Source organism: Gordonia sp. ABKF26 (assembly GCF_041103195.1).
Taxonomy (GTDB): domain Bacteria; phylum Actinomycetota; class Actinomycetes; order Mycobacteriales; family Mycobacteriaceae; genus Gordonia; species Gordonia terrae.
In genome coordinates this window covers 5,447,637-5,471,050 of the sequence record NZ_JBGCVZ010000003.1, presented here as the reverse complement: position 1 = coordinate 5,471,050, position 23,414 = coordinate 5,447,637, and the positions used below count along the sequence as shown (strand labels likewise).

23 protein-coding genes are annotated in these 23,414 nt (G+C 68.2%); 17 read left to right on the top strand and 6 right to left on the bottom strand.

What is annotated here, in order from left to right; all coding sequences use genetic code 11:
• Position 1: 1 nt before the first annotated feature.
• Together AB4Z55_RS25420 and acs are read right to left on the bottom strand one after the other, a co-directional pair.
• Positions 2 to 508 (bottom strand): phage holin family protein, encoded by a 507-nt coding sequence (locus tag AB4Z55_RS25420; protein WP_004022097.1) that lies wholly within the window; start codon positions 506 to 508, stop codon positions 2 to 4.
• Between the two features lie 178 nt (positions 509 to 686).
• On the bottom strand, positions 687 to 2,627 hold the full coding sequence (acs, locus tag AB4Z55_RS25415; RefSeq protein ID WP_101820997.1) for an acetate--CoA ligase: 1,941 nt from the start codon (positions 2,625 to 2,627) through the stop codon (positions 687 to 689).
• Between the two features lie 402 nt (positions 2,628 to 3,029).
• Here acs and AB4Z55_RS25410 point away from each other — a divergent pair, with 402 nt between their 5' ends.
• From AB4Z55_RS25410 to AB4Z55_RS25370, 9 genes are all read left to right on the top strand, one after another.
• Complete coding sequence (locus AB4Z55_RS25410; RefSeq protein WP_004022099.1) at positions 3,030 to 3,785, top strand: hypothetical protein; 756 nt, start codon at positions 3,030 to 3,032, stop codon at positions 3,783 to 3,785.
• 949 nt (positions 3,786 to 4,734) lie between these two features.
• Positions 4,735 to 5,796, top strand: coding sequence for a septum site-determining protein Ssd (gene ssd / locus AB4Z55_RS25405; RefSeq protein ID WP_369520899.1), 1,062 nt, complete (start codon positions 4,735 to 4,737; stop codon positions 5,794 to 5,796).
• A complete protein-coding gene (locus AB4Z55_RS25400) occupies positions 5,793 to 7,001 on the top strand; it encodes a TadA family conjugal transfer-associated ATPase (protein WP_354561406.1) in 1,209 nt (402 codons plus the stop codon). The genes ssd and AB4Z55_RS25400 overlap by 4 nt, the downstream gene beginning before the upstream one ends.
• Positions 7,001 to 7,840: a type II secretion system F family protein gene (locus tag AB4Z55_RS25395; RefSeq protein WP_239401934.1), complete on the top strand. Its 840-nt coding sequence runs from the start codon at positions 7,001 to 7,003 to the stop codon at positions 7,838 to 7,840. Before AB4Z55_RS25400 ends, AB4Z55_RS25395 begins: the two co-directional genes overlap by 1 nt.
• 11 nt (positions 7,841 to 7,851) lie before the next feature.
• Positions 7,852 to 8,460: a type II secretion system F family protein gene (locus AB4Z55_RS25390; protein WP_033204595.1), complete on the top strand. Its 609-nt coding sequence runs from the start codon at positions 7,852 to 7,854 to the stop codon at positions 8,458 to 8,460.
• 33 nt (positions 8,461 to 8,493) lie between these two features.
• The gene (locus AB4Z55_RS25385; RefSeq protein WP_239401932.1) at positions 8,494 to 8,868 is read left to right on the top strand and encodes a VOC family protein; all 375 of its coding nucleotides are present in this window, start codon (positions 8,494 to 8,496) and stop codon (positions 8,866 to 8,868) included.
• A gap of 147 nt (positions 8,869 to 9,015) precedes the next feature.
• Positions 9,016 to 9,267: a DUF4244 domain-containing protein gene (locus tag AB4Z55_RS25380; RefSeq protein ID WP_033204594.1), complete on the top strand. Its 252-nt coding sequence runs from the start codon at positions 9,016 to 9,018 to the stop codon at positions 9,265 to 9,267.
• Positions 9,268 to 9,314: 47 nt separating this feature from the next.
• Positions 9,315 to 9,659, top strand: a complete 345-nt coding sequence (locus tag AB4Z55_RS25375) for a TadE family type IV pilus minor pilin (RefSeq protein ID WP_239402178.1) — start codon at positions 9,315 to 9,317, stop codon at positions 9,657 to 9,659.
• Complete coding sequence (locus AB4Z55_RS25370) at positions 9,656 to 10,027, top strand: Rv3654c family TadE-like protein (RefSeq protein ID WP_239401930.1); 372 nt, start codon at positions 9,656 to 9,658, stop codon at positions 10,025 to 10,027. The genes AB4Z55_RS25375 and AB4Z55_RS25370 overlap by 4 nt, the downstream gene beginning before the upstream one ends.
• A gap of 16 nt (positions 10,028 to 10,043) precedes the next feature.
• On the opposite strand, the gene AB4Z55_RS25365 is transcribed toward AB4Z55_RS25370, so the two are convergent.
• Both AB4Z55_RS25365 and AB4Z55_RS25360 read right to left on the bottom strand, forming a co-directional pair.
• Positions 10,044 to 10,595 (bottom strand): hypothetical protein, encoded by a 552-nt coding sequence (locus tag AB4Z55_RS25365; RefSeq protein ID WP_004022108.1) that lies wholly within the window; start codon positions 10,593 to 10,595, stop codon positions 10,044 to 10,046.
• Positions 10,588 to 12,915, bottom strand: a complete 2,328-nt coding sequence (locus AB4Z55_RS25360; protein WP_369520898.1) for a DEAD/DEAH box helicase — start codon at positions 12,913 to 12,915, stop codon at positions 10,588 to 10,590. Before AB4Z55_RS25360 ends, AB4Z55_RS25365 begins: the two co-directional genes overlap by 8 nt.
• Before the next feature lie 338 nt (positions 12,916 to 13,253).
• Here AB4Z55_RS25360 and AB4Z55_RS25355 point away from each other — a divergent pair, with 338 nt between their 5' ends.
• The 3 genes from AB4Z55_RS25355 (at position 13,254) to topA (ending at position 17,515) form a co-directional block, all read left to right on the top strand.
• A complete protein-coding gene (locus AB4Z55_RS25355) occupies positions 13,254 to 13,457 on the top strand; it encodes a cold-shock protein (RefSeq protein WP_004022110.1) in 204 nt (67 codons plus the stop codon).
• A gap of 204 nt (positions 13,458 to 13,661) precedes the next feature.
• A complete protein-coding gene (locus AB4Z55_RS25350; RefSeq protein ID WP_004022111.1) occupies positions 13,662 to 14,246 on the top strand; it encodes a hypothetical protein in 585 nt (194 codons plus the stop codon).
• A 185-nt stretch (positions 14,247 to 14,431) separates the two neighbouring features.
• A complete protein-coding gene (gene topA, locus AB4Z55_RS25345; protein WP_369520897.1) occupies positions 14,432 to 17,515 on the top strand; it encodes a type I DNA topoisomerase in 3,084 nt (1,027 codons plus the stop codon).
• A gap of 15 nt (positions 17,516 to 17,530) precedes the next feature.
• On the opposite strand, the gene AB4Z55_RS25340 is transcribed toward topA, so the two are convergent.
• Positions 17,531 to 18,991 carry an adenylate/guanylate cyclase domain-containing protein gene (locus AB4Z55_RS25340; protein ID WP_101821047.1) on the bottom strand — a complete coding sequence of 487 codons (1,461 nt, stop codon included), beginning with the start codon at positions 18,989 to 18,991 and terminating at the stop codon, positions 17,531 to 17,533.
• A 172-nt stretch (positions 18,992 to 19,163) separates the two neighbouring features.
• Between AB4Z55_RS25340 and AB4Z55_RS25335 the strand changes: the two genes are divergently transcribed.
• The 4 genes from AB4Z55_RS25335 to AB4Z55_RS25320 all read left to right on the top strand — a co-directional run bounded on the left by AB4Z55_RS25335 (position 19,164) and on the right by AB4Z55_RS25320 (position 21,733).
• On the top strand, positions 19,164 to 20,450 hold the full coding sequence (locus AB4Z55_RS25335) for a DNA polymerase III subunit delta' (protein ID WP_369520896.1): 1,287 nt from the start codon (positions 19,164 to 19,166) through the stop codon (positions 20,448 to 20,450).
• A 40-nt stretch (positions 20,451 to 20,490) separates the two neighbouring features.
• A complete protein-coding gene (locus AB4Z55_RS25330; protein WP_354561400.1) occupies positions 20,491 to 20,931 on the top strand; it encodes a metalloregulator ArsR/SmtB family transcription factor in 441 nt (146 codons plus the stop codon).
• Positions 20,928 to 21,452 (top strand): SRPBCC family protein, encoded by a 525-nt coding sequence (locus tag AB4Z55_RS25325; RefSeq protein WP_101820988.1) that lies wholly within the window; start codon positions 20,928 to 20,930, stop codon positions 21,450 to 21,452. Before AB4Z55_RS25330 ends, AB4Z55_RS25325 begins: the two co-directional genes overlap by 4 nt.
• 101 nt (positions 21,453 to 21,553) lie before the next feature.
• Positions 21,554 to 21,733 (top strand): hypothetical protein, encoded by a 180-nt coding sequence (locus AB4Z55_RS25320; protein ID WP_354561663.1) that lies wholly within the window; start codon positions 21,554 to 21,556, stop codon positions 21,731 to 21,733.
• Between the two features lie 94 nt (positions 21,734 to 21,827).
• Here AB4Z55_RS25320 and AB4Z55_RS25315 read toward each other — a convergent pair whose 3' ends face one another.
• Positions 21,828 to 22,670, bottom strand: a complete 843-nt coding sequence (locus tag AB4Z55_RS25315) for an alpha/beta fold hydrolase (RefSeq protein WP_369520895.1) — start codon at positions 22,668 to 22,670, stop codon at positions 21,828 to 21,830.
• 152 nt (positions 22,671 to 22,822) lie between these two features.
• On the opposite strand from AB4Z55_RS25315, the gene AB4Z55_RS25310 reads away from it, so the two are divergent.
• Positions 22,823 to 23,383 (top strand): TetR/AcrR family transcriptional regulator, encoded by a 561-nt coding sequence (locus AB4Z55_RS25310; RefSeq protein ID WP_369520894.1) that lies wholly within the window; start codon positions 22,823 to 22,825, stop codon positions 23,381 to 23,383.
• Positions 23,384 to 23,414: the final 31 nt, after the last annotated feature.

Below are 23,414 nucleotides of genomic sequence, written 5' to 3'. Positions count from 1 at the left end.
ATCAGCCTTCGCGGGCGGGCGGGATTCTCGGGTGGGTGGTCTCGTGTGTCGCATGACGGTTCGGCAGGACGGTCGGCAGTTCGTTGACCGACTCGATCGTCTTCTTGGGGCCGCGCACGCGTTTGAAGAACAGATACCCGACGAACGCGGCGACCACGGTCACCAGGACCAGGATGAGGAACACGATCAGGAAGGCCAGCCAGCGCCAGACCCATTCGTCGAGCAACTCGGCCAGGAAGAAAAAGAAGAAGAAGCTGGAGTACAACGCCATCACGCCGGCGACGATCAGCAGCCCGGTGCCGGTGCCGGCCTTCTTCGCCTCGGTGACGAGCTCTGCCTTGGCGAGCGCGACCTCGGATCGGAACAGGGTGGAGACGCTGGTGGTCGCGTCCTTGACCAGGCTTCCGATGGTCGGCTCGCCGTTGTGGCCGGCGTTCGCGTCGGAGAGCGGGATCGACGGGACGGAGTCCCGGCCCGCGTCGGGCAGGCCGTGCTCGTTGGGGCTCACAGAATCCTCCGTTGTTCGGCAGATGCGCCTTATGTTGCCATGCGAGTGCCGCTGAGGTGGTGCCCCACCCTCGGGTGCGTCGGTGAGTTCCCCGGACGTGCGATGCGCCACCGGCGGGAGTCCGCCGGCGGCGCATCGACACAGTAGTGCTCGCGGGGGAGCGGTCGTCCGGGCCCGATCAGGCCTTCTTCGCGCGGATCGCCTCGAACACCGACGGGTCGACGAGCGTCGAGGTGTCGCCCAGTTCGCGACCTTCGGCGACGTCCTTGAGCAGGCGGCGCATGATCTTGCCCGACCGTGTCTTGGGCAGTTCGGGCACGACGTTGATCTCGCGGGGCTTGGCGATCGGTGAGATCTCCACCGACACCTGCTGGCGCAGTTCGGCGATCAGCTGATCACCGGTGTTCTCCACACCCTCGCGCAGGATGACGAAGGCGACGATGCCCTGGCCGGTGGTCTCGTCGGCGGCGCCGATGACCGCGGCTTCGGCGACACCGGAATGGCCGACGAGGGCGGACTCGACCTCGGCGGTCGAGATGCGGTGGCCGGAGACGTTCATGACGTCGTCGACACGTCCGAGGACCCAGAGGGCGTGGTCCTCGTCGTAGCGGGCGCCGTCACCGGCGAAGTACCAGCCCTGCTCGGCGAAGCGGGACCAGTAGGTTTCGCGGAATCGCTCGTCGTCGCCCCAGATGCCGCGCAGCATCGACGGCCACGGCTGGTCGAGCACGAGGTAGCCCTGCTCGCCCGCACCGACGGGGTTGCCCTGGTCGTCGACGATGTTGGCGCTGATGCCGGGCAGGGGCTTCATCGCCGATCCCGGCTTGGTCGCGGTGACGCCGGGCAGCGGCGAGATCATGATGGCGCCGGTCTCGGTCTGCCACCAGGTGTCGACGATGGGCGCGGAGTTTCCGCCGATGACCTCGCGGTACCACTTCCAGGCTTCGGGGTTGATCGGTTCGCCGACGCTGCCGAGCAGCCGGATGGTGGACAGGTCGTGGGCGTCGGGGATCTCGCGGCCCCACTTCATGAAGGTGCGGATCAGCGTCGGCGCGATGTAGTAGATGGTGACGCCGTACTTCTCGATGATCTCGAAGTGGCGGTGTTCGTTGGGGGAGTTGGGTGTTCCCTCGTAGACGACCTCGGTCGCGCCGTTGGAGAGCGGGCCGTACACGAGGTAGGAGTGGCCGGTCACCCAGCCGATGTCGGCACCGCACCAGAAGACGTCGCGGCCTTCCTTGTGGTCGAACACGTAGTGGAACGAGTAGCTGACCTGGGTGAGGTAGCCGCCCGAGGAGTGGACGATCCCCTTGGGCTTGCCGGTGGTCCCCGAGGTGTAGAGCAGGAACAGCGGGTGCTCGGCGTCGAACGCCTCGGCCTCGTGGGTGTCGGACTGCTCGTCGACGGTGTCTTCCCACCACACGTCGCGGCCTTCGACCCAGTTCAGGTCGGGGTCGTGGTTGGTCCGACGCACGACCAGGACCTTCTCGACCGACTTCGCGGCGTCCTCGCCGGTGCCGAGCGCTTCGTCGACCTGCGTCTTCAGCGGCGCCGGCTGGCCGCGGCGGTACTGGCCGTCGGTGGTGATCACGAGCTTGGCCTCGGCGTCGTCGACGCGTGAGCGCAGCGCGCCCGAGGAGAAGCCGGCGAAGACCACCGAATGGGTCAGTCCGAGGCGGGCGCAGGCGAGCATCGAGATCAGGGCCTCGGGGACCATCGGCATGTAGATGGCGACGCGGTCGCCGGCGACCAGTCCGATGGAGGCGAAGTAGTTGGCCGCCTTGCTGACCTCGGCGAGCAACTGGCTGTAGGTGAGATCACGGGTGTCGCCGGGTTCGCCGACCCAGTGGATGGCGACCCGGTCGCCCTTTCCTGCGGCGACGTGGCGGTCCACGCAGTTGACGGCCACGTTCAGCTTGCCGCCGACGAACCACTTGGCGAAGGGTGCGTCGGACCAGTCGAGGGTGGTGGTGAAATCGGTGGCCCACTCCAGCCGCCGGGCCTGCTCGGCCCAGAACTCGAGGCGATCGGCATCGGCATGGTCGTACATCTCGGCGGTGCCGTTGGCCTGGGCGGCGAACTCGTCGGAGGGTGGGAATGCCTGGACGGTGGAGGACATCGGTGACAAGGGCCTTTCGCTGTCGACGGCGGTCACTCAACAGTAAGGTGACCCGACGTCAGTACGGGGAAACAGTGTGAGCGTAGTCACGTAGGAGTCGCGCCAGGAACCGCCCGTATGCGAACGCGACCGATACGCGATGAACGGCAGGTGAGCGACGACGAACGGTCGTACGCCCATCCGGGGTGCGGTACGACGACCCACGCCGACGTTTCAATCAGAGTTCTGACATATCCCGCAAACAATTGACTACACGGATTTCCTGAAACGACGACTAACAATGGATCGTCGGAGTTTCCAATTCGCCGAAAGGTGTAACTCTCGATGCGGGGGGTGTCCATCCGATCGTCCGACCCCGGGGCGTCCTGGCCGGGGTGTCGACGACGCAACTATCGTCGGTTCGTGACCACCGACCCGCTGCTGCCCCTGCTGGAACTCCCCGGCGTCGCCGACGCTGCCGACCGCGCGCGCGATGCCCTGTCTGCGGTCCACCGGCACCCCGCCAACCTGCGAGGATGGGACAAGACGGCCACCGAGGCCTCGTGGCGCGCGGGTCGGTCCTCGGCCGCGATCGACGGTGGAAGCGTCGAACTCCGGCGCGACGGCGACTTCGACGATCCGATCCTGGCGGGCGCGATGCGGGTGTCGCAGGCGCTCGACGGCGACTCCCTCGTCACGCTGACCGCCGTGATCCGGCGGGCGCCTGCGCAGGCTCTGGCGCGGCTGCACACCCTGGCCGCGGCGGACCTCGTCGGTGACCCCGAGGAGCTGGGACGGCCACGAAGTGGGACGGATGCGGGTGAACGTCTCAACCTGTTGGGGCAGTTGACAACCGGTGCTACGTCGGTCCCGGCGCCGGTGCTCGTCGCGGTGGTCCACGGCGAGTTGCTCGCCGTGGATGCCTTCCCGACCGCCAACGGCGTCGTGGCCCGAGCCGCGTCCCGCCTCGTCAGTGCTGCGACCGGTCTGGACCCGCACTGTCTCGGCGTGCCGGAGGTGACCTGGTTCAAACGGGTCGGCGAGTACCGCACCTTGGCTGCGAACTTCGGGGCGGGTACCGAATCGGGCCTGCGGGACTGGATCGTCTTCTGCTGCGAGGCCCTGGAAGCCGGTGCGGCGGAGGCGAAATCGATCGCCGACGCGGCGCGGGCGGGCTAGCGTCCCGGGGTCGGCCCCGGACAGCACTGCGGGCGGCCGCCGGCGTCGTAAACGACGCGGTTGCCGCCCGCGTAGCACGGACCCAAGTTACCAAGCGTGCTTGGTGGGCTGTGGTTACCGCCTCGGCGATTGACCACGAGTCGGGATTGCGGACCGTCCACGTGCTGCCAGCTGTGGGCCATTCCTCCCGGGCCTGGCGCCTCATGAGAGGAAGGCGGTGGCGCATCGAGTGGTGGCGGTCGGTCGTCCTGACTGTGATGTCGCAGGCGCACAACACTTTTGCCATATGCGGCGTGCTCCGCGTGGGTGCTTGCCGCCCGTGCTGGGAAGTGCTCGGCGTGGGGGTCCGTTCCTTCTCTTCCGGATCGAACTTGGCCTTCCGAGTTTCCGTAACCACTGTTCTACACCGTGATGCCGATCACATCAAGCGTTCGGCGCCGGAATGTTGGACCAGTTGCCGAATTCAGTGAGATCGCTTGGGGCGCAGGCGAACCGAACGACCCGTCGAGGTCTCGGGGCCCGAGGCGGAATGTGGCGAGCCTGCTGGGCGCGCTGAGTAGACGTTGCAATGACGTTGCGAAGATTCGCGCGTCCCTAAAAGGTGTTTCCTCGATAGCGGCCAGGAAGCGCATGCATTTCGCAGAACTTGTTACCGAGGAGTAGAACGGACATTCGCGAATGCGATTGTTGTGCTTGCAAAGAATCCGAAACCGTGTGTATAGTCATCGGTACCCGGTTCTCATACCGGTACGTTTCAGCCCGACCCCCCGGGGCTGAAACGTGACGACCCCGGCCTCCTCCCCCCCTGGCCGGGGTTGTCCTCTGTCTGGGGTCTTTTCTACCGCGGAACTTCGGCGGTCGCGCCCGGTTGTCCACAGGCCCGGACTCCATCCCCAGGCGGCGGTGTTCCGGCCGGTCGGCGTCCTCCGCCTGCCGCATGATCGTCCGCATGCCCGACGAACTGCTGGTTCTCGTAGACCCTGACCTCCGCGACGACGTCGTGCGCTGCGCCGCCGCGGCCGGTTACCTCGTGCACGTCGGGTCTGCCGGCGACTGCCGACGCGAGTGGCTGACGGCCCGGGCCGTGGTCGCGGACCCGCCTGCGGTCGCGGTCCTGTCCCGCATACGCCCGCCCCGTCGCCCTGGACTCGTGCTGGTCAGTGCTGCCGAGCCGGGGGCACACACCTGGCGGATGGCGATGGACCTGGGTGCCGAGGACGCGTCGACCCTGCCGGCCGAGGAGGGGCGCCTGGTCCGCGTGCTGACCGAGTGTCGGGTACCTCGACGCCGCCCGGCCGGCGTCGTCGCGGTCATCGGTGCACACGGCGGCGCCGGAGCATCGACGCTGGCTGCCGCGGTGGCGCTGACGTCGGCCGACGCCGGCTCGCCCACGCTTCTCCTCGACCTCGACGACATGGGCGCAGGTGCCGACCTTCTGCTCGGCATCGAGCGCCGCCCAGGGCTGCGTTGGCAGGATCTCGCGCTCGACGGTGGGGTCGTCGGCGGTACGGCCCTCCACCAGGCGCTGCCGAGTGCGCGTGACGGTCTCGCGGTGCTGACCTCCCAGCGACTGCCCGCCGCCGGGTTGAGCGTGGAGGCCGTCACCGCGGTCATCGATGCGGGACAGACGCACGGCGATCTTGTCGTGGTCGACCTGCCGCGCTCCGACAACCCCGTGGTGCGCGCCGCAATCGCATCCACCGACGTCGTGGTGGTGGTGACCACTCCCACCGTCGGCGGATGCGCCGCCGCTCGACGCATCGTCGACCGTGTCGTCGGCGACGAGGTGGCCGTCGAGCTCGTCGTGCGGGGACCCTCGCCCGGCGGGCTACGGCCACAGCAGGTCGCCGACGCGATCGGACTCCCACTGCTCGCCGCCTTTCGCCCGGACCCGCGTCTGGCCGTGCGGCTGGAAGGTGGCCCGTTGCGACTGCGACCTCGCAGCCCACTCGGCCGCGCGGCCGCGACGGTGCACTCGCGGGTCGCCGAGCGACGGCGGCTCGCATCATGACGCGGGCACGAACGGACGGGCAGGCCGACGAAGCGCTGTTGGACCGGGTGCGCTCGCGTCTGGCCGCCGACGCGGCCGACCCGAGTCCGGCCGTCATCGCCGACGCGATCCGGGCAGAGGCCGGGGGAGTGCTCGGCGACACCGACCTGCTCGCCGCGCTCCGATTCCTGCAGACCGAACTGACCGGGGCGGGCAAGCTCGAGCAACTCCTCGCCGAACCCGACATCGCCGACATCCTGGTGGCGGGTCCGGACGAGGTGTGGGTGGATCGGGGTTCCGGGCTCGAGTCGACGCCGATCCGATTTCCGGACGAGGGGTCGGTGCGTCGACTGGCGGGCCGGCTCGCACTCGGGGCCGGACGACGCCTCGACGACGCCCAGCCCTGGGTCGACGGGCAGTTGTCGAACGTCGGACGCCGCGGGTACACCGTGCGGCTCCACGCGATCATTCCGCCACTCGCTGCGGACGGAACGTGCATCTCACTGCGGGTTCTGCGTTCGGCGTCCAAGGACCTGCCGAGCCTGATCGACAACGGCGCGATCCCGTCCGAGGTGGTGCCGGTCATCGCCGACATCCTGCGTCACCGGCTCGCCTTCCTGGTGATCGGCGGCACCGGCTCGGGGAAGACGACCCTGCTGAACGCGCTGATCGGCGCCATGGATCCGCGCGAGCGGGTGGTGTGTGTGGAGGACGCCCTCGAGCTCGCCCCGCGCCACCCGCAGGTGGTGCGGCTGGTCGCGCGGGCATCGAATGTCGAGGGTGTGGGTGAGGTCCCGGTGCGGACGCTCGTCCGGCAGGCGCTTCGGATGAGACCCGACCGGATCATCGTCGGCGAAGTTCGAGGCAGTGAGGTCATCGACCTGCTCACGGCGCTGAACACCGGTCACGACGGGAGTGCCGGTACGGTGCACGCGAACTCGACCTCGGAGGTGCCGGCGCGGATGGAAGCACTTGCCGCGCTGGGAGGTATGGGACGTGATGCCCTCCACAGTCAGCTGGGTGCCGCGTTGCAGGTGGTCCTCGGGGTGGCACGGAATGCGGGTGGAACACGGGGTCTCGTCGAGATCGGGATCGTCCGACGGGACGACTCCGGGCGGGTGATGATCGTGCCGATCTGGTTGCGCCACAACGGTTTCACCGCGGATCGTCGGCAGTTCGACGCGCTGGTCGCCGGCCGGGGGACGGCTACGGGGGAGTGCCGGTGATGTCGACTCCGGTCGCCGTCGCGCTGGTGTCGGCCGCTGCGGGTGTCGCGGTACTGATGACTTCTCCGCCACGGGTGACGTACCGAATCCTGGCTGTCTGCGGAGGCGAGGACCCCAGCCGGTCATCCATCCCGGTCGTGCTGGCTCCGATGGCGGTGCCCTTCGGTGTCTCCCTGATGGGCGGGTTGCCCGCCGCCATCGCGGCCGCGATCATCGTGACGGTCGTGCTCTGGGTGCGCCGCCGCCGACTGGCCGAGAAATCGCGCGATCGTCGGTCGGACGACCTGCTCCTCGCGCTGTCGCTGATGATCGCCGAACTGTCGGTCGGCGCGCCACCGGTGCGGGCCTGCGAGGTCGCGGTCGCCGAACTCCGCCGTCGTGATCCCGGTGACGGGGGTTCCGGATCAGCGATCGCCGACGGCCTGGAGGCGATGGCCTGCCGTGCCGCACTGGGTGGTTCGGTGCTCGATTCGACGTCCGGGGACGACGCCTCGGCGGGTGGCGAGTCGTGGCGTCGTATCGGTGTGGCGTGGCAGATCGCCGACGACCGCGGTCTGCCGATGGGCGACCTCCTCGGCGCGGTGCGCTCGGACCTGCAGGCACGGCGGGGTTTCGCGGATCGAACACGGGCCGGACTGTCGGGGCCACGCGCGACGGCAGCGGTTCTGGCCGGTCTGCCGCTGCTCGGGATCGCGCTGGGGCAGGCGACGGGTGCGGGACCGATCCAGGTCCTCCTCGGTGGCGGTCTGGGCGGCGTTCTGCTGGTCGTGGGGTGTGGCCTGGTGGCCGCAGGGATCGGCTGGTCGGAGCGCATCACCGGGAAGGTGCTGGCGCGGTGATGCCCGGCGGGATGGCGGGCGCCGCCTGGTCCGCGGCACTGTTGGCCGTGGCGTTGTGGCTCTGGCCGGCGCCGCGGTGGTTGCTGTGCCGGGTGACCGGGCCGCCCCCGCCCCCGGATCGCACGCCACGGTGGCTGGGTGCCGGACCTGCTCCCGACGACCCGTTCGCAGTCGCGTCGGCATTCGATCTCTTCGCCGTGTGCCTACGTGCCGGACTCCCGGTGGGGACCGCGGCGTCGGTGGTCGCCGAGCGCGCACCGGCGTCGATGGCCGGGCCCCTCGCTCACGTCGCCGACCTGCTGCAGCTCGGTGCCGATCCGGACGCGGCGTGGTCGGCGTTGATCGACGGGTCGAACGGCGCGGCCTCCGACGACCACCTCGACGCGCTCGCCGCGATGGCTCGTCGCTCGGCGCGGGCCGGCTCGTCGCTCGCGGGCGGGCTCGCCGAACTCGCCGAGGACGTGCGGCGCCGGGCCCACGACGACGCCCTTGCCGCCGCCGAGCGGGCCGGGGTCGCCATCAGCGGCCCGCTCGGATTGTGCTTCCTACCCGCATTCATCTGCCTCGGTATCGTTCCGGTCGTCGTCGGCCTCGCCTCGACGGTTCTGGGTTCGGTCTGACGCGCTGTCGGTGCGAGGACGCACAATGGACCCATGACCGACTCAGGTTCTCGACACCACGCAATCGACTACATCGAACTCACCGTCACCGACTCCGTCGCGGCGCAGGCGTTCTATTCGTCGGCGTTCGGCTGGCAGTTCAACGACTACGGGCCCGCGTACGCGGGGATCGTGAACCCGGGCGGTCCCGACCTGCCCGAGGTCGGTGGCCTCGCGACGAGCGAGACGGCTGCGGTGCGCGGTGGCCCGCTCGTGCTGCTCTACTCCGACGACCTGGACGCCACGGCGGAACAGGTTCGCGCCGCCGGTGGCGAGATCGTCAACGGACCCTACGCTTTTCCCGGCGGCCGACGGTTCCATTTCACGGATCCGAGCGGCAACGAACTCGGGGTGTGGTCGACCTCGTAGGCAGCCCTCGTCCGGGTCCGGCCAGGGCTCGGCATGGTCTCGAAATCCGAGGGATCCGAATCGGCGCTCGGCGCGTCCAAGTACCTGCAACACCGCAAGTGCTCGGACCAGATCGGCCCGCGGTTCCATCGACTCTCAGGAGAGACCATGTCACGCACCATTTTCCGGACTCACGACGCTCCCGCCGCGCACGACCCCGGCGCCGTGACCGAACGTCTCGGCGCGCACCTGACCCGGCTCATGACCGACGAGGAAGGGATGTCGACCGCGGAGTACGCAATCGGGACCATTGCCGCGGCCGCGTTCGGTGCGATTCTCTACACGGTCGTCACCGGTGACAACATCGTGAGCGCGTTGACCGGCATCATCGGGAAGGCGCTCAACACCTCGGTCGGCTGATGATCGGGTCACAACGATTGCGACGCTTGGCCGTCGACGAATCGGGGATGGTGACCGTCGAGGCCGCGTACGCGATCGCCGCGATTGTCGTCACGGTGCTGATCGCGGTCGGCGCCATCGCCGCGGTGACCACGCAGATCCGATGTACCGATGCGGCACGAGAGGTGGCGCGACTGTCCGCCGCGGGGGATTCCTCGGCGCGGGAGGCCGCCCGGCGGCTCGTCGGTGACGCTGCACGAGTGTCGATCTCGGCCTCGGACGAGAATGTCGTCGTCGAGGTCAGGTCGGAGGTGGCGATGCTGCCGGGTCTGACGATGTCGGCACGGGCGGTGGCGGCGAAGGAGCCGACGGGTGCGGATCAGGTGGTGTTCGCGCCGGGGGTCGGACCATGACGGCCGGCCGGGGACTGGTCGTGGACGATGACGGTCACGCGACGGTACTGGGTGCATTCACGATCGCGGCATTCGCCGCCGTCCTCGTGATGGTGATCTACGTCGGGGGCGCGGTGCTCGCCCGGCACCGGGCGCAGTCGGCGGCCGATCTGTCGGCACTGGCCGCGGCGATCGATCACGTCGCCGGCGAGGTGAATCCGTGTGCGGCCGCGCACGACCTGGCCGGCCGTCAACGACCCCGCGCAGAACTGGTCGGGTGTCGTGTCGACGGCGATGACGTGGTGGTGACGGTACGGGTGCCGGTCGAACTCGGAAGCCTCGGGACGAATCACGCCACCGCACAGGCCCGGGCGGGGCCGATCGACTGACGCCGCCGGGGCGGACTCACCCGAGCCCGTCCGAGTCGACGGCGATCTGCTTCGGGTACACGCGGATGGATTGCATGGGGGCAAACCACAATTGGTGAAAGTGAACCTCGGTGTCACCGCGGTACGCGAGTTCGAAGCCGTCGGTGCCGGTGTTCAAGGGAATCCACGACCGGGCAGCCCGAACGAACGACGACCAGTGGATGAGCTCGCCCTCGGTGAGGAAACCTCCTGCTGCTGCCCAGATCTCGCCGGATTGGGCATCGGAGGAAGCCAGATAGACCTCGCCGAGCGACGCGGTCACCCGTGGCCCGACCATCGCCGTCTGGAGGTACCACTGCGCCGTCGTCACGACGTCGGTGAACCCACCGGACCGGGCAGCGCACCAGGCGTAGTGGAGGTCCAGGGCGTCGAGTGCCTCCTCTTCGGAGAAGAACACGTCGCGTTCGCCGATGGAGGACGGCAACTGGTCGGTGTTCTGCGTCGGCCGGGCGAGCAGGAAGAAGGCACGGGAGGGGCGGGTGACCTGACGGTACGTGTGGGTTCCCCGGTCGGATGCCTCGTCATGCATGGGCCAAGTATTCCCGACGGAGGAGATCCAGGACGGCCACTGCGCCATTCTTGTCCAGCGGGTCGTTGCCGTTGCCGCACTTGGGGCTCTGGACGCAGGACGGGCAGCCGCTCTCGCACCCGCAGCCGGCCACCGCGTCCCGGGTGGCGTCGATCCAGGTCAGGAATGCCGAGTGCCCCCGTTCGGCGAAGCCGGCACCGCCCATGTACCCGTCGTAGACGAAGACCGTCGGCAGCCCGGTGTCCGGGTGGAGGTCGGTGGAGAGTCCACCGATGTCCCAGCGGTCGCAGGTGGCCACCAGGGGAAGGAGACCGATGGCCGCATGCTCGGCGGCGTGGAGAGAGCCGGGGAGCCGGGTCTCGTCGATGCCGGCGTCGGCGAGCGACTCCGGTGTGAGGGTGTACATCACCGCGCGGGTACTGAGTGTCTGTTCGGGCATGTCGAGTTCGACGGCGTCGAGCACCTCGCCGGTCCGCAACGTGCGCAGATACCCCACGACCTGGTGCGTGACGTCGACCTCGACGAACGCGACCGTCAGCGGACCGAATCGTCGGCTCGCGAGGGTCGCGGTCACGGTGACGTCGGACGTCTCTCGCGCCGACGTCGTCCAGTCCGGGTCCTCGGGGTGTGTCAGCGCGAGACCGTCGTCGAGGTCGAGCTCGTCGACGAGATAGCTTTCGCCCTGGTGGATGTGGACGGCGCCGGGGTGCACCGTGGACATGGCCCGGCCGGTGTCGACCGTGCCGAGCAGTTGCGACGTCGTGGTGTCGACGATGAGGACCTGACCGCCGATGCCGCCGCGGATGTCGACGTCGGCGTGGGGTTCGGTCCCGGCGGTGACGTACCAGCCCGACTTGCGTTTGCGGAGCAGACCCTCGGCGGCGAGGTCGTGTGCCACGTCGTGTGCATTCCAGGCGTCGATCTCTGTGTCCGACAGCGGCTTCTCCATGGCAGCGCACAACAGGTGCGGGCCCAGGATGTAGGGATTGGCCGGGTCGGTGACCGTGGCCTCGACGGGCTTGCCGAGCAGCGACTCGGGGTGGTGCACGAGGTAGGTGTCGAGTGGGTCATCGCGCGCGACGAGCACGACGAGCGAATCGCCGGACTCGCGCTGGCGTCCCGCCCGTCCGGCCTGCTGCCAGAACGAGGCGACCGTGCCGGGATATCCACTGACGATCACGGCGTCGAGTCCGCTGATGTCGACGCCGAGTTCGAGCGCGTTGGTGGTGGCCACGCCGAGCAGTTCGCCGTCGGAGATGGCCTTCTCGAGACGGCGCCGGTCGTCGGCCAGATAACCGGCGCGGTAGGCCCCGATCCGGGACTCGAGCTCGGGGGCGCTCTGCGACAACAGGTGTCGCGCACTGAGCGCGGTGAGCTCCACGCCTCGTCGGCTGCGCGCGAAGCACAGTGTGCGAGCCCCCTCCACCACGAAATCGGCCAGCAGTCGCGCGGATTCGGCCCCGGCCGAGCGGCGCACCGGTGCGCCGTTCTCCCCGGTGACCACCGGCAGGAAGTCGGGCTCCCAGAGGGCGACGGTCCGCTCACCGCGGGGAGACCCGTCCTCGGTCACCGCCACCGCGGGCTCGCCGATCAGCCTTCCCAGCGCCGCCGCCGGCTCGGCGACCGTCGCACTCGCCCCGATGACGATCGGGTCGGCGCCTGCGGCCCGCGCGATGCGCAGCAACCGCCGCATCACCAGCGCGGTGTGCGAGCCGAACACCCCACGGTAGTGGTGACATTCGTCGACGACGATGAATCGGAGACGTCGGAAGAACTGTCGCCACCGGTGATGGTGGGACAGGATGCCGATGTGCAGCATGTCGGGGTTGGTGAAGATCCAGCGCGAATGCGCACGCGCCCACTGCCGGATCTCGGGGTCGGTGTCGCCGTCGTATGCGCACGGCTGCAGGTGCCCGAACTCCGGTCGTCCGGCGATGATCGACGACACCGCCCGGATCTGGTCGGCGCCGAGTGCTTTTGTCGGCGCGAGGTATAGCGCGGTCGCATTCTTTTCGTTCAGCAAAGCAGTGAGAATGGGCATTTGATACGACAGGGATTTGCCCGATGCGGTACCCGTGCAAATAGCGACATGATTTCCGTGGAATGCGGCGTCGGCCGCGCTCGCCTGATGAGTCCACACCTTCTCGATGCCGTTGTCGGCGTAGGCGTCGATCAGCGGTTGCGGCACCCATTCCGGCCACTCGACGAAAGATGCTGAGCGAAACGGGATTACCGACAGGTGGGTGAGGGGGGAGGGGTCGGCGTCGGAACCCGCGAGGGTCCGGGCCAGTAGTCCTGTCCCGAATGTGGAGTACTGCATCTTCTGGTGACAACTCTTCGAAATAGTGTCGCGGCTTCAGGTCTCCTGACCTGCGGCGATGTTACCGGCTGATGTCGTTGCTCTGAAGTTTGACGAGGTTTTGACTCACTTTGGTTCGTGTGACTATCGCTGGGGGGCCGAACATGATTGACTGGTTCCGGCCGCAGCTTTCGCGACCCACCGCCCGGTGGGCGACAAGCATGTTGCAGCCGTGGTACTGAGGTTAGTTTGGCGGATCGATGCAGATCTTCGCGGGGCTCTTTGAGGTATGGCGGTCGACCGGCCACGACACGATGACCCATCGTGTCGCGACAGTTGATATGTAAAGGATTGCAAGAATGGCACAGGGAACTGTGAAGTGGTTCAACGCGGAAAAGGGCTTCGGCTTCATCGCGCCTGATGAGGGTTCCGACGACGTGTTCGTCCACTATTCCGAGATCCAGGGATCCGGTTTCCGCACCCTCGAGGAGAACCAGCGGGTCGAGTTCGAGGTCGGACAGGGCACCAAGGGGCCGCAGGCCACCGGCGTCCGCGCCGTCTGAGAACACCCGCGTGTGACTGCACCACGCAGTCGGGGCAAACCACCGCTCCCGTTTCGATTCGTCGAGGCGGGAGCGGTTTGTTGTCCGTGCCCCACAATGCGCCTCTGTCCGCGCTCCCATACCTCCTCCTTCGTCGTGACGATCACCGATCGCTCCCTGGGAAACCTCCCACCGGTTTCCGAGGCGCACCACTAGTCTCGACTCGTGGGCCAGTTGTCGTTTTTCTCTGCCGAGACCGAACAGCCCGCGTACGCCGATCTCGCGGGGTTGCTCGCGGCGCACGGACAGTCCGTCCGCTCCGAAACCGGTACGCGGGTCTCGATCGTGGTGGCCGACCGCTGGCGGGCCGAGCAGATCGTCGTCGAGATGCGTGCGGCCGGACTCGACGCCGAGTCGACGGCGTCGGACGAGGGCACTCCACTGGCACGCACCGCCTCCTGTCATGAACTGGACCCACTGCACAAGGCATGGTCGGCGGGAGCGGTGAAGGCGATGCCGTCCGGCTGGGTTCCGAGCTACCGGGCACTGCGTCTGTGGGTGATCGCCGCAGGCCACCTGGACGACGGTCGCTACCAGCTCGGTTTGGATCCGCACGCCCCGGAGTCGCACGCCGCGCTCGCCACCGCGCTGATGCGTGTCGGCATCGCGCCCACCCTGGTCGGTACGCGTGGGCATTCGCCGGCACTGCGGATCGCCGGCCATCGGCGACTGTCGCGCCTGCACGAGTACGTCGGAGTGCCGCCCTGCGCCGAGGCCGTCGCGGACTGGCCGCCGGTGGACGAGCATTAGCCATCCCACACTCGAGCCTCTGAACTGGTAGAACGTGTCAAAGTGCCGGCGGATCCGTCGCTCGCTGGGGTCCGGCGCGGAATTCAGATGTGCAAACGGCGCTATACATAAGGTACAAACCCATCGAACACACCTGAACTGACACGCAGGAACGTTCTCCACCCAGTCAACCAAAGGACGCCCCGGTGGCAGAGACCAGCACCGCATCCCGCTCGAGTGGGGCCACCCGACGCCTCGTGATCGTCGAGTCGCCGACCAAGGCCCGCAAGATCGCCGGCTACCTCGGGTCGAACTATGTGGTGGAGTCCTCCCGCGGGCACATCCGCGACCTCCCGCGCGGCGCCGCCGACGTGCCGGCCAAGTACAAGGGTCAGCCGTGGGCCCGTCTCGGGGTCAACGTCGACGAGAACTTCGAGCCGCTGTACGTGGTGTCGCCCGACAAGAAGTCCACCGTCAGCGAACTCAAGTCCCTGATGAAGGACGTCGACGAGCTCTACCTCGCCACCGACGGTGACCGCGAGGGGGAGGCGATCGCCTGGCATCTCCTCGAGACGCTCAAGCCGAAGATCCCGGTCAAGCGCATGGTGTTCCACGAGATCACCGAACCGGCCATCCGGGCGGCCGCGGAGAATCCGCGTGACCTCGACATCGACCTCGTCGACGCGCAGGAGACCCGACGCATCCTCGACCGCCTGTACGGCTACGAGGTGTCGCCGGTGCTGTGGAAGAAGGTCATGCCGAAGCTGTCGGCAGGCCGCGTGCAATCGGTGGCCACGCGGATCATCGTCGAGCGCGAACGCGAGCGCATGGCGTTCGTGTCGGCCGAGTACTGGGACATCTCGGCGACGATGGATGCCGACGCAGATGCCGGTGTCGGCAACCCCCAGACCTTCAAGGCGCGACTGGTCAACGTCGACGACGCACGTGTGGCCACCGGACGCGACTTCGAGTCCACGGGTGCGCTGAAGAAGTCCGACGGGGTGATCGTGCTCGACGCCGACCGCGCCGAGGGGCTGGCGGCCGGTCTCCGGGGCGCGGCGATGACCGTGACGTCGGTCGAGGAGAAGCCCTACACGCGTCGTCCGTATGCGCCGTTCATGACCTCGACGCTGCAGCAGGAGGCCGGCCGGAAGCTGCGCTTCACCTCCGACCGCACGATGCGGATCGCGCAGCGCCTGTACGAGAACGGCTTCATCACCTACATGCGTACCGACTCGACGAGCCTGAGCGAGTCGGCGATCAACGCCGCCCGCGCGCAGGCCCGCGAGCTCTACGGCGACAACTTCGTCCATCCGACGCCCCGGCAGTACACCCGCAAGGTGAAGAACGCTCAGGAGGCGCACGAGGCGATCCGGCCCGCCGGCGAGACCTTCCGTACCCCCGGCCAGGTCGCCGGGCAGCTCGAGGCCGACGAGTTCCGCCTCTACGAGCTGATCTGGCAGCGCACCGTCGCCTCGCAGATGGCCGATGCCAAGGGCACCACGCTGAGCCTGCGCATCGCGGGGACCGCCTCCACCGGAGAGCGCGCGACGTTCGCCGCGTCGGGCCGCACGATCACCTTCCCCGGCTTCCTGTCGGCGTATGTCGAGACGGTGGACGAGCAGAGCGGCGGCCAGGCCGACGACGCCGAGAACCGGCTTCCGCAGCTGACCGAGGGCCAGTCGCTGACGGCGACCGACCTGACCGCGGACGGTCACTCGACCAACCCGCCCGCACGCTTCACCGAGGCCTCGCTGGTGAAGGTGCTCGAGGAACTCGGCATCGGCCGCCCGTCGACCTACGCCTCGATCATCGGCACCATCCAGGATCGCGGCTACGTGGTGAAGAAGGGCAACGCCCTCGTGCCGTCGTGGATCGCCTTCGCGGTCGTCGGTCTGCTCGAGGCGTACTTCCAGAGCCTCGTCGACTACGACTTCACAGCGACGCTGGAGGACGACCTCGACCAGATCGCGACCGGCAACGAGAACCGGACGAAGTGGTTGACGGAGTTCTACTTCGGCGATGACCACCCGGGTGCCGACGGCGAGAACCGTTCCGCCCATTCGGCGATCGCGCAGTACGGCGGACTCAAGAAGCTCGTCGGCGTCAACCTCGAAGAGATCGACGCCCGGCAGGTCAACTCGATCCGCCTGTTCAACGACGAGGAAGGGCGTCCGATCTACGTGCGGGTCGGCCGATTCGGGCCGTACCTGGAGCGCAATGTCGCGACGTCGCCCGACGCCGAGCCGGATCTGCAGCGCGCCAACCTGCCCGCCGACATCACACCGGACGAGCTGACTCTCGCGATCGCCGAAAAGCTGTTCGCCACACCGCAAGAGGGCCGCTCGCTGGGCACAGACCCGGCAACGGGCCACGAGATCGTCGCCAAGGAAGGCCGGTTCGGTCCGTACGTGACCGAGATCCTGCCGTCGGACGACGATGACGACGACGGCGACACCCCGGCGACCATCCCCGCGGGCCCGACCCCGCGCGATGGCGGGGCCGGCGGTGGCACCGGCGGTTCCGATTCCGCCGACGGCGACGTCGTCCCGCTCGACGCGCCGGGCGGCGGCACGGCGACGAAGACGAAGCCCGCGGCCAAGAAGACCGCGAAGAAGGCTGCGAAGAAGGCCGGTCCCAAGCCGCGCACCGGCTCGCTGTTCAAGACGATGGACATCTCGACGGTCACGCTCGACGATGCGCTGAAGCTCCTGTCGCTGCCGCGTGTCGTCGGCGTCGACCCGGAGTCCGGCGACGAGATCACCGCGCAGAACGGCCGGTACGGTCCGTACCTCAAGAAGGGGTCGGACTCGCGGTCGCTCGGTTCTGAGGAGCAGCTGTTCGAGATCACCCTCGACGAGGCGCTGAAGATCTACTCCGAGCCCAAGCGCCGCGGTCGGCAGGCCGCCGCACCGCCGCTCCGTGAACTCGGCAAGGACGACGAGGTCAGCGGCAAGCCGATGGTCATCAAGGACGGCCGCTTCGGACCGTACGTGACCGACGGCGAGACCAACGCGAGCCTGCGCAAGGGCGACGAGGTCGCCTCGATCACGCCGGAACGCGCGATGGAGCTGCTCGCCGATCGGCGCGCGCGCGGCCCCGCCAAGAAGGCCACGAAGAAGGCGGCCAAGAAGGCTCCGGCCAAGAAGGCCGCGGCGAAGAAGACGGCGGCCAAGAAGACGGCGGCCAAGAAGACCACGGCGAAGAAGACGACCGCCAAGAAGACGGCAGCGAAGAAGACCACCGCGAAGAAGACAGCTGCGAAGAAGGCGACCCCGGACGCCGAGTGACGCCCGGGCCGTCGCTCAGGCCGACCGGTCCGGCTCGAGATGCGGGCGCGCGAGAAGCGTCTCGATCCCGCGGCCGCGGAGTTCGACGCCCTCGCCGATCTCCCAGTGCTCGGCCTCTTCGTGCGACGCCAAGAACACCGCGCGGGCGGACCCGAGGACGCGTGTGGGCTCGTCTTTGGCGAGTTCGGTGAGTCGGGCCGCCTCGTTCACGGGGTCGCCGATGACCGTGTACTCGAGTCGCTGTTCGGCACCGATGTGACCGGCGATGGCCTTGCCGGCCGACACCCCGATGCCGATGTCGGTGTCACCGAGGGTCTCGTACAGCTCGGCCCGCAACTCACGCGCAGAGGCGAGCGCGCGGCCGGCGAAGTCGTCGAGGTCGAGCGGTGCCCCGAAGATCGCGAGCGCCGCGTCGCCCTGGAACTTGTTGACGAATCCGCCGTGGCGTCCGACGACGCCGACGACGACCCGGAAGAACTCGTTGAGCAGCTCGACGATCTCGCGCGGTGGCCGATTGACCGCCAGTCGCGTCGAGCCGACGATGTCGACGAACAGGACGCCGACATAGCGCTCCTCGCCGCCCAGCTCGGTACCGGTCTCGATGGCGCGCCGGGCGACGTCCTCGCCGACGTAGCGACCGAACAGGTTGCGGAGCTGCTGACGTTCGCGCAGATCGGCGACCATGTCGTTGAAGCCGGCCTGCAGCAGGCCGAGGTCGCTGCCGTCGTAGATCTTGACCGCGACGTTGAGGTCGTTCTCGCTGACCTTGGCCTGCGCGCGGCGCAGCTGTTTGATCGGATCGTTGATGGCGGCCACGACGCGCACGATCGCGATGACGCTGAACGCCAGTGCCGAGATGGCCATCCACAGGATCGGCCGTTCGAGGCCGGTGGAGTCGGCCTCGATGATCCCGAGCCGGTGGAGCACGATCATCCCGATGATCACGAGCATCGGCGCCACGACGCTGATCACCCAGAAAGCGGTGATGCGGGTGGTGACACTGGGAGCGATCGCGTTGTCGGGATTGTTGGCCATCGCCGCGACGGTGATCGGCCGCATGACCTTCTCCGCCTGCATGTAGCTCAGCGCACACGTCACCATCGCGCCGATCGTGCTGGCGATGGCCACGATGAAGGCGTTCTTCGACGACACGGTCAGGTTGACCAGTGTGAACAGTGTGCCGCCGACCACCCACAGCGCGGCGTTGACCGCGGTCAGCAGCATCGGCAGAGCGAGTGCGCGGCGTCGCGCGGCCTCGTTGTCGAGCCGGGTGCGGCGCCGATGCCAGATGAGTACCGGTAGGGACAACTGGATGCTGGCGAAGCCACCGATCACCATGGCGATCAGCAGGTAGGCCGCGAAGATGACCTGGTTCAGCGCGGTGATCTCGTCGAGGCTGATCGAATCCTGGATCGGCATGCCGAAACGCAGGAACGCGAAGGTGAACAGCGCGCCGACGAGATTCGCCCGCAACATATCGAGCGCGAGAATCGGCCACGGCGTATGAATCAGCCATCGGGCCAGATGCAGGCCCTTTGACCACCGCGACCGTTGTTGAACCACGGAGACCACGGTAGCTGGCTGCTTGCAATCGTTAAACACGGTTCCGTGTCTCAGGCGTGTCCGAACTGCGGATTAGGGTGTTGCTGTGACAAATGTCTTCGATCGGCTGACCGGGCAAGAGGCCATCGCCGACGATCTGCGGGCGGCCGCGCGCGCCGCACGGGTTCTGGCGGCGAGGCTCGACGCGGGGGCCTCGGCCGACCTGTTCCTCGCCGACGACGAGATCCCGGCCGTCGACGCGGGATGGTCGCGGGCATCGATGACCCATTCGTGGTTGTTCACCGGGCAGCCGGGCAGCGGTCGGTCGGTGGCCGCGCAGTGCTTCGCCGCGGCGCTCCAGTGCCAATCGCCCGATGCCGCGAACATCGGCTGCGGCGAGTGCCGCGCCTGCGTCACCGTGATGGCCAAGACCCACGCCGACGTCCGCCATGTGGTGCCGGAAGGGTTGAGTCTCGCCGTGGGGGCCATGCGGGACATCGTCCAGGCCGCCGCCCGCCGGCCGGGGACGGGACGCTGGCAGATCGTCATCGTGGAGGACGCCGACCGACTCACCGAGCAGGCCGCGAATGCGCTGCTGAAGGTCGTCGAGGAGCCGCCGTCACGAACGGTCTTCCTGCTGTGCGCGCCATCGGTCGATCCCGAGGACATCTCGGTGACCCTGCGGTCGCGCTGTCGGCACGTCGCGCTCGTCACGCCGACGACCGCAGACATCGAGCGGGTTCTCGTCGAGCGGGACGGCCTCGACCCGGAGCAGGCGAGATGGGCGGCGTCGGTGTGCGGCGGTCACATCGGTCGCGCGCGCCGGCTGGCGACCGACCCGGAGGCCCGTACGCAGCGCGAGAAGGCGCTCGGGCTGGCGCGTGCCGCCTCCCGGGACTCGACCGCGTACGCCGCAGCCGAGGAGCTGGTCCGGTCGGCCGACGAGGCCGCCAAGGCGATCAGTGCCGAACTCGACGTGGCCGAGACCGAGGAGATGAAGACCGCGCTCGGTGCGGGCGGTACCGGCAAGGGCACTGCGCGGATGCCTCGCGGTAGCGCCGGCGCGCTCAAAGAACTGGAGAAGCGGCAGAAGTCGCGAGCCACGCGCGTCGGCCGCGACGTCCTCGACCGCGCTCTGGTCGACCTCGCCGCGCTTTTCCGGGACGCGCTCGTCGTCGGCGTGGGTGCCCAGGTCACCGCGATGCACCCGGACAAGGCTGACGACCTCGCGAACCCGCTCGCCGGCTACGCCAGGCCCGAGCAGCTGCTGCAGTGCGTCGAGGCGGTACTCGCCTGCCGTGAGGCCCTCGACATGAACGTGAAGCCGAAGTTCGCCGTCGACGACATGGTCGCGCGGATCGGGCTGGCGCTCGCGCGTCCGATTCGAACGTAGGCACTTCCCGCATTGGTAACTCGTATGTTACCAATGGGGTGTGGATGAGTTCGAGGCGATCGCCGATCCGGTGCGTCGAGCCCTCATCGAGCGGCTCGCTCGAGGCCCGGCGCGTGTCGTCGACCTCGCGGCCGACCACCCGATCAGCCGGCCCGCGATCTCGCGACACCTCCGGGTGCTGGGTGAGGCCGGCATGACGACCGTCGTCGATCAGGGGCGCGAGCGACACTACGAACTCGCACCTGGTGCGCTTGCCCCGGTTCGGGCCTGGCTCGACGCCGTGGACTCGGAGGTTGCGAACTCGGAGGTTGCGGGCTCGGAGGTCGTCGAGCCGAGATTCGACGATCGCCATCTCGATGCGCTCGACCTCGAGGTGCGACGCACCGTGCGCGAACGCGGCAAACCCGAGGCTGATGCCGAATCGCTCGATTCCGCTCCCTCACTTACAGATTCGATCAAGCGACACGAGGAGACAGGATGAGCGCCGACGTCACGGCCACGGGCCGTCGAGAGATCCGGGCCGGTGTGCCCCACGTCGTACTGGAGCGCACCTTCACCGCGCCTGTCGACGCGGTGTGGGCGGCGATCACCGAACCGTCCCGGCTCGAGCGGTGGATCGGCACGTGGGCGGGAGATCCGGCCGACGGTGTCGTCGACTTCCGGATGACCGCCGAAGGGGACGACGTGGAGTCCGAACGGTTCTCGATCCTGGAGTGCGATCCGCCGCGTCGGCTCGTCGTCGAGTCGAAGTCGCCCGGCGGCGACGGTGACGGCGATGTCTGGCGGCTGGAGCTCGATCTCATTGAAGCCGATGGGACAACCACTCTCACCTTTGCGCAGGGGTTACCGAGACCGGACTCGGCCGAGAACGTTGGTCCAGGGTGGGAGTACTACCTCGATCGTCTGGTCGCAGCCGAGGGGGGCCGCAGTGTCGCCGAGGTCGACTGGGATGCCTACTACCCGGCCTTGGCGTCGTCGTATGAGGCCATGTTCCGGGACTGATCCGGTCGCGCTCGTTCGTGATCGCCGAAAGGCGACGAGCGCCGGGACCTATCATGAGTTCATGGTCGCGCCGCGACCGGACTATGAGCGAGGAGCAGACGATGTCGGACTTCATCCGCAAGATCAAGGAAGATGCCAAGGCCGTCTCGGCTGCCATCGATCAGGAACTGACGGTGCTCGAGGGTGTGCCGGGTTACGACCCCCTCGCCGACAACAAGGACACGGACGCGTCCGACGAGACCGCCGAGGGCGCGGCCCACGTCGAGGGCGACGCCCGGTAGGGCTCAGACGCCAAACGGCCGCCGGATGGGAAACCATCCGGCGGCCGTCCTGCTCACTGAGGGTGTGCTCGCTGCTGAACCCACCCCGGGGCGCTCACTTCTGAACGAACCCCAGCAGCGCCTCGTTCACCTCGGCGGCGTGAGTCCAGAGCAGGCCATGGGGGGCGTCGGGGATCTCGACGTACTCGGCGTCCGGGACGGCCTGGTGGAAACGCCGTCCGCTGGCATCGATCGGCAGGATGTTGTCCGCGGTGCCGTGCAGGATCAGCGTCGGCTTGCCCGAGTCGCGAACGGCAGCAACATCTTCGCGGAAGTCTTCGATCCAGGTGGGGACGACCGCGTAGGCGGCGACCGGTGCGCTGCTGACGGCGGTGTTCCAGTTCGCGTCGACGACCTCCTGCGTGATGCGGGTGCCGAGATTGTCGTCGAGGTTGTAGAAGTCCTTGTAGAACTGGGTGTACCAGGCGTAGCGGTTCTCCTTGGCCGCCGCGGCGATGCCCTCGAAGACGGAACGGTCGACGCCTTCGGGGTTGTCGTCGGTCTTGACCAGGAACGGCTCGAGCGAGGCCAGGAACGCGAACTTCGCGATGCGGTCCGTGCCGTGGTTCTTGGCGTAGCGGGCGAGTTCGCCGGTGCCCATGGAGAATCCGACCAGGATGACGTCGCGGAGGTCGAGCGTGGTCAGCACGGTGTCGAGGTCCGCGGCGAAGGTGTCGTAGTGGTAACCGGTGCCGACCTTGCTGGATTTGCCGAATCCGCGACGGTCGTACGTGATCACGCGATAGCCGGCGTCGATGAGCTCGCGCGCCTGCAGCTCCCAGCTGTTGCCGTCGAGCGGGTAGCCGTGGATCAGCACGACGGCCTGGCCCGCGCCGTGATCTTCGTAGTACAGCTCGATGTCGGTCGAGTTCTCGGTGCCGACTTTGATGTAGCCCATTGCGATCACTTCTCTCTGCTGAGGCGACCGATCGAGATCGGGATCGGTGCGGCGGGCGGGAGAACGGTCGTTCTCACCGGTGATTGCTACACTAGAGAACGATCGTTCCCCGCGCAACCCCTGCGTGGGAACAGGCTGAAGAGGAGTTCCGGGTGACCGACACAGTGGACCCGCGAGAGCAGGTGGTCCGTGCCGCTGACCAGCTGTTCAACGCGCACGGCGTCCACGCTGTCGGGATGGACAAGGTTCGCGATGCCGCGGGGGTGTCCCTGAAGAGGATCTATTCGATGTTCCCCTCGAAGGAGGCGCTGATCCTCGCCGTGCTCGAGGACCGCACCAGGCAGTGGAACGCCGGGATCGCCGCATGTGCCGACGGTTTGTCGTCGCCGCGGGAGAAGTTGCTGGCCGTGTTCGACTTCCTGCTCGAGTGGTTTGGCACCGACGAGTTCCGCGGTTGCGCGTTCATCAACGCCTATGGCGAACTCGGGGCCGAGATGCCGTCGGTCGCCGCGGCGGTTCGCGCCCAGAAGGCCGACTTCCAACAGTATGTAGCCGGCCTGGTCGCCGAGTTGGGCGCGCCCGACGGCCTCGGCGCGCAGCTGTCGATCCTCGCCGAGGGCGCGCAGACCACGGCGGCGATCGCCGGCTCGGTCCGGGCTGCCGACGACGCGCGCGCCGCCGCCGAGATCCTGATCGACCAAGCCCTGCGTTGATCGTGCATCGTTTCTCGTCGACTGTGCATCG

Bases quoted from the DNA above. Each gene is read 5' to 3' on its own strand.
- acs (WP_101820997.1), bottom strand. From the start codon at position 2,627: ATGTCCTCCACCGTCCAGGCATTCCCACCCTCCGACGAGTTCGCCGCC.
- ssd (WP_369520899.1), top strand. From the start codon at position 4,735: ATGCCCGACGAACTGCTGGTTCTCGTAGACCCTGACCTCCGCGACGAC.
- AB4Z55_RS25400 (WP_354561406.1), top strand. From the start codon at position 5,793: ATGACGCGGGCACGAACGGACGGGCAGGCCGACGAAGCGCTGTTGGAC.
- AB4Z55_RS25395 (WP_239401934.1), top strand. From the start codon at position 7,001: ATGTCGACTCCGGTCGCCGTCGCGCTGGTGTCGGCCGCTGCGGGTGTC.
- AB4Z55_RS25390 (WP_033204595.1), top strand. From the start codon at position 7,852: ATGGCGGGCGCCGCCTGGTCCGCGGCACTGTTGGCCGTGGCGTTGTGG.
- AB4Z55_RS25385 (WP_239401932.1), top strand. From the start codon at position 8,494: ATGACCGACTCAGGTTCTCGACACCACGCAATCGACTACATCGAACTC.
- AB4Z55_RS25380 (WP_033204594.1), top strand. From the start codon at position 9,016: ATGTCACGCACCATTTTCCGGACTCACGACGCTCCCGCCGCGCACGAC.
- AB4Z55_RS25375 (WP_239402178.1), top strand. From the start codon at position 9,315: ATGGTGACCGTCGAGGCCGCGTACGCGATCGCCGCGATTGTCGTCACG.
- AB4Z55_RS25370 (WP_239401930.1), top strand. From the start codon at position 9,656: ATGACGGCCGGCCGGGGACTGGTCGTGGACGATGACGGTCACGCGACG.
- AB4Z55_RS25365 (WP_004022108.1), bottom strand. From the start codon at position 10,595: ATGCATGACGAGGCATCCGACCGGGGAACCCACACGTACCGTCAGGTC.
- AB4Z55_RS25360 (WP_369520898.1), bottom strand. From the start codon at position 12,915: ATGCAGTACTCCACATTCGGGACAGGACTACTGGCCCGGACCCTCGCG.
- AB4Z55_RS25355 (WP_004022110.1), top strand. From the start codon at position 13,254: ATGGCACAGGGAACTGTGAAGTGGTTCAACGCGGAAAAGGGCTTCGGC.
- AB4Z55_RS25340 (WP_101821047.1), bottom strand. From the start codon at position 18,991: ATGTTGCGGGCGAATCTCGTCGGCGCGCTGTTCACCTTCGCGTTCCTG.
- AB4Z55_RS25325 (WP_101820988.1), top strand. From the start codon at position 20,928: ATGAGCGCCGACGTCACGGCCACGGGCCGTCGAGAGATCCGGGCCGGT.
- AB4Z55_RS25320 (WP_354561663.1), top strand. From the start codon at position 21,554: ATGTCGGACTTCATCCGCAAGATCAAGGAAGATGCCAAGGCCGTCTCG.
- AB4Z55_RS25315 (WP_369520895.1), bottom strand. From the start codon at position 22,670: ATGGGCTACATCAAAGTCGGCACCGAGAACTCGACCGACATCGAGCTG.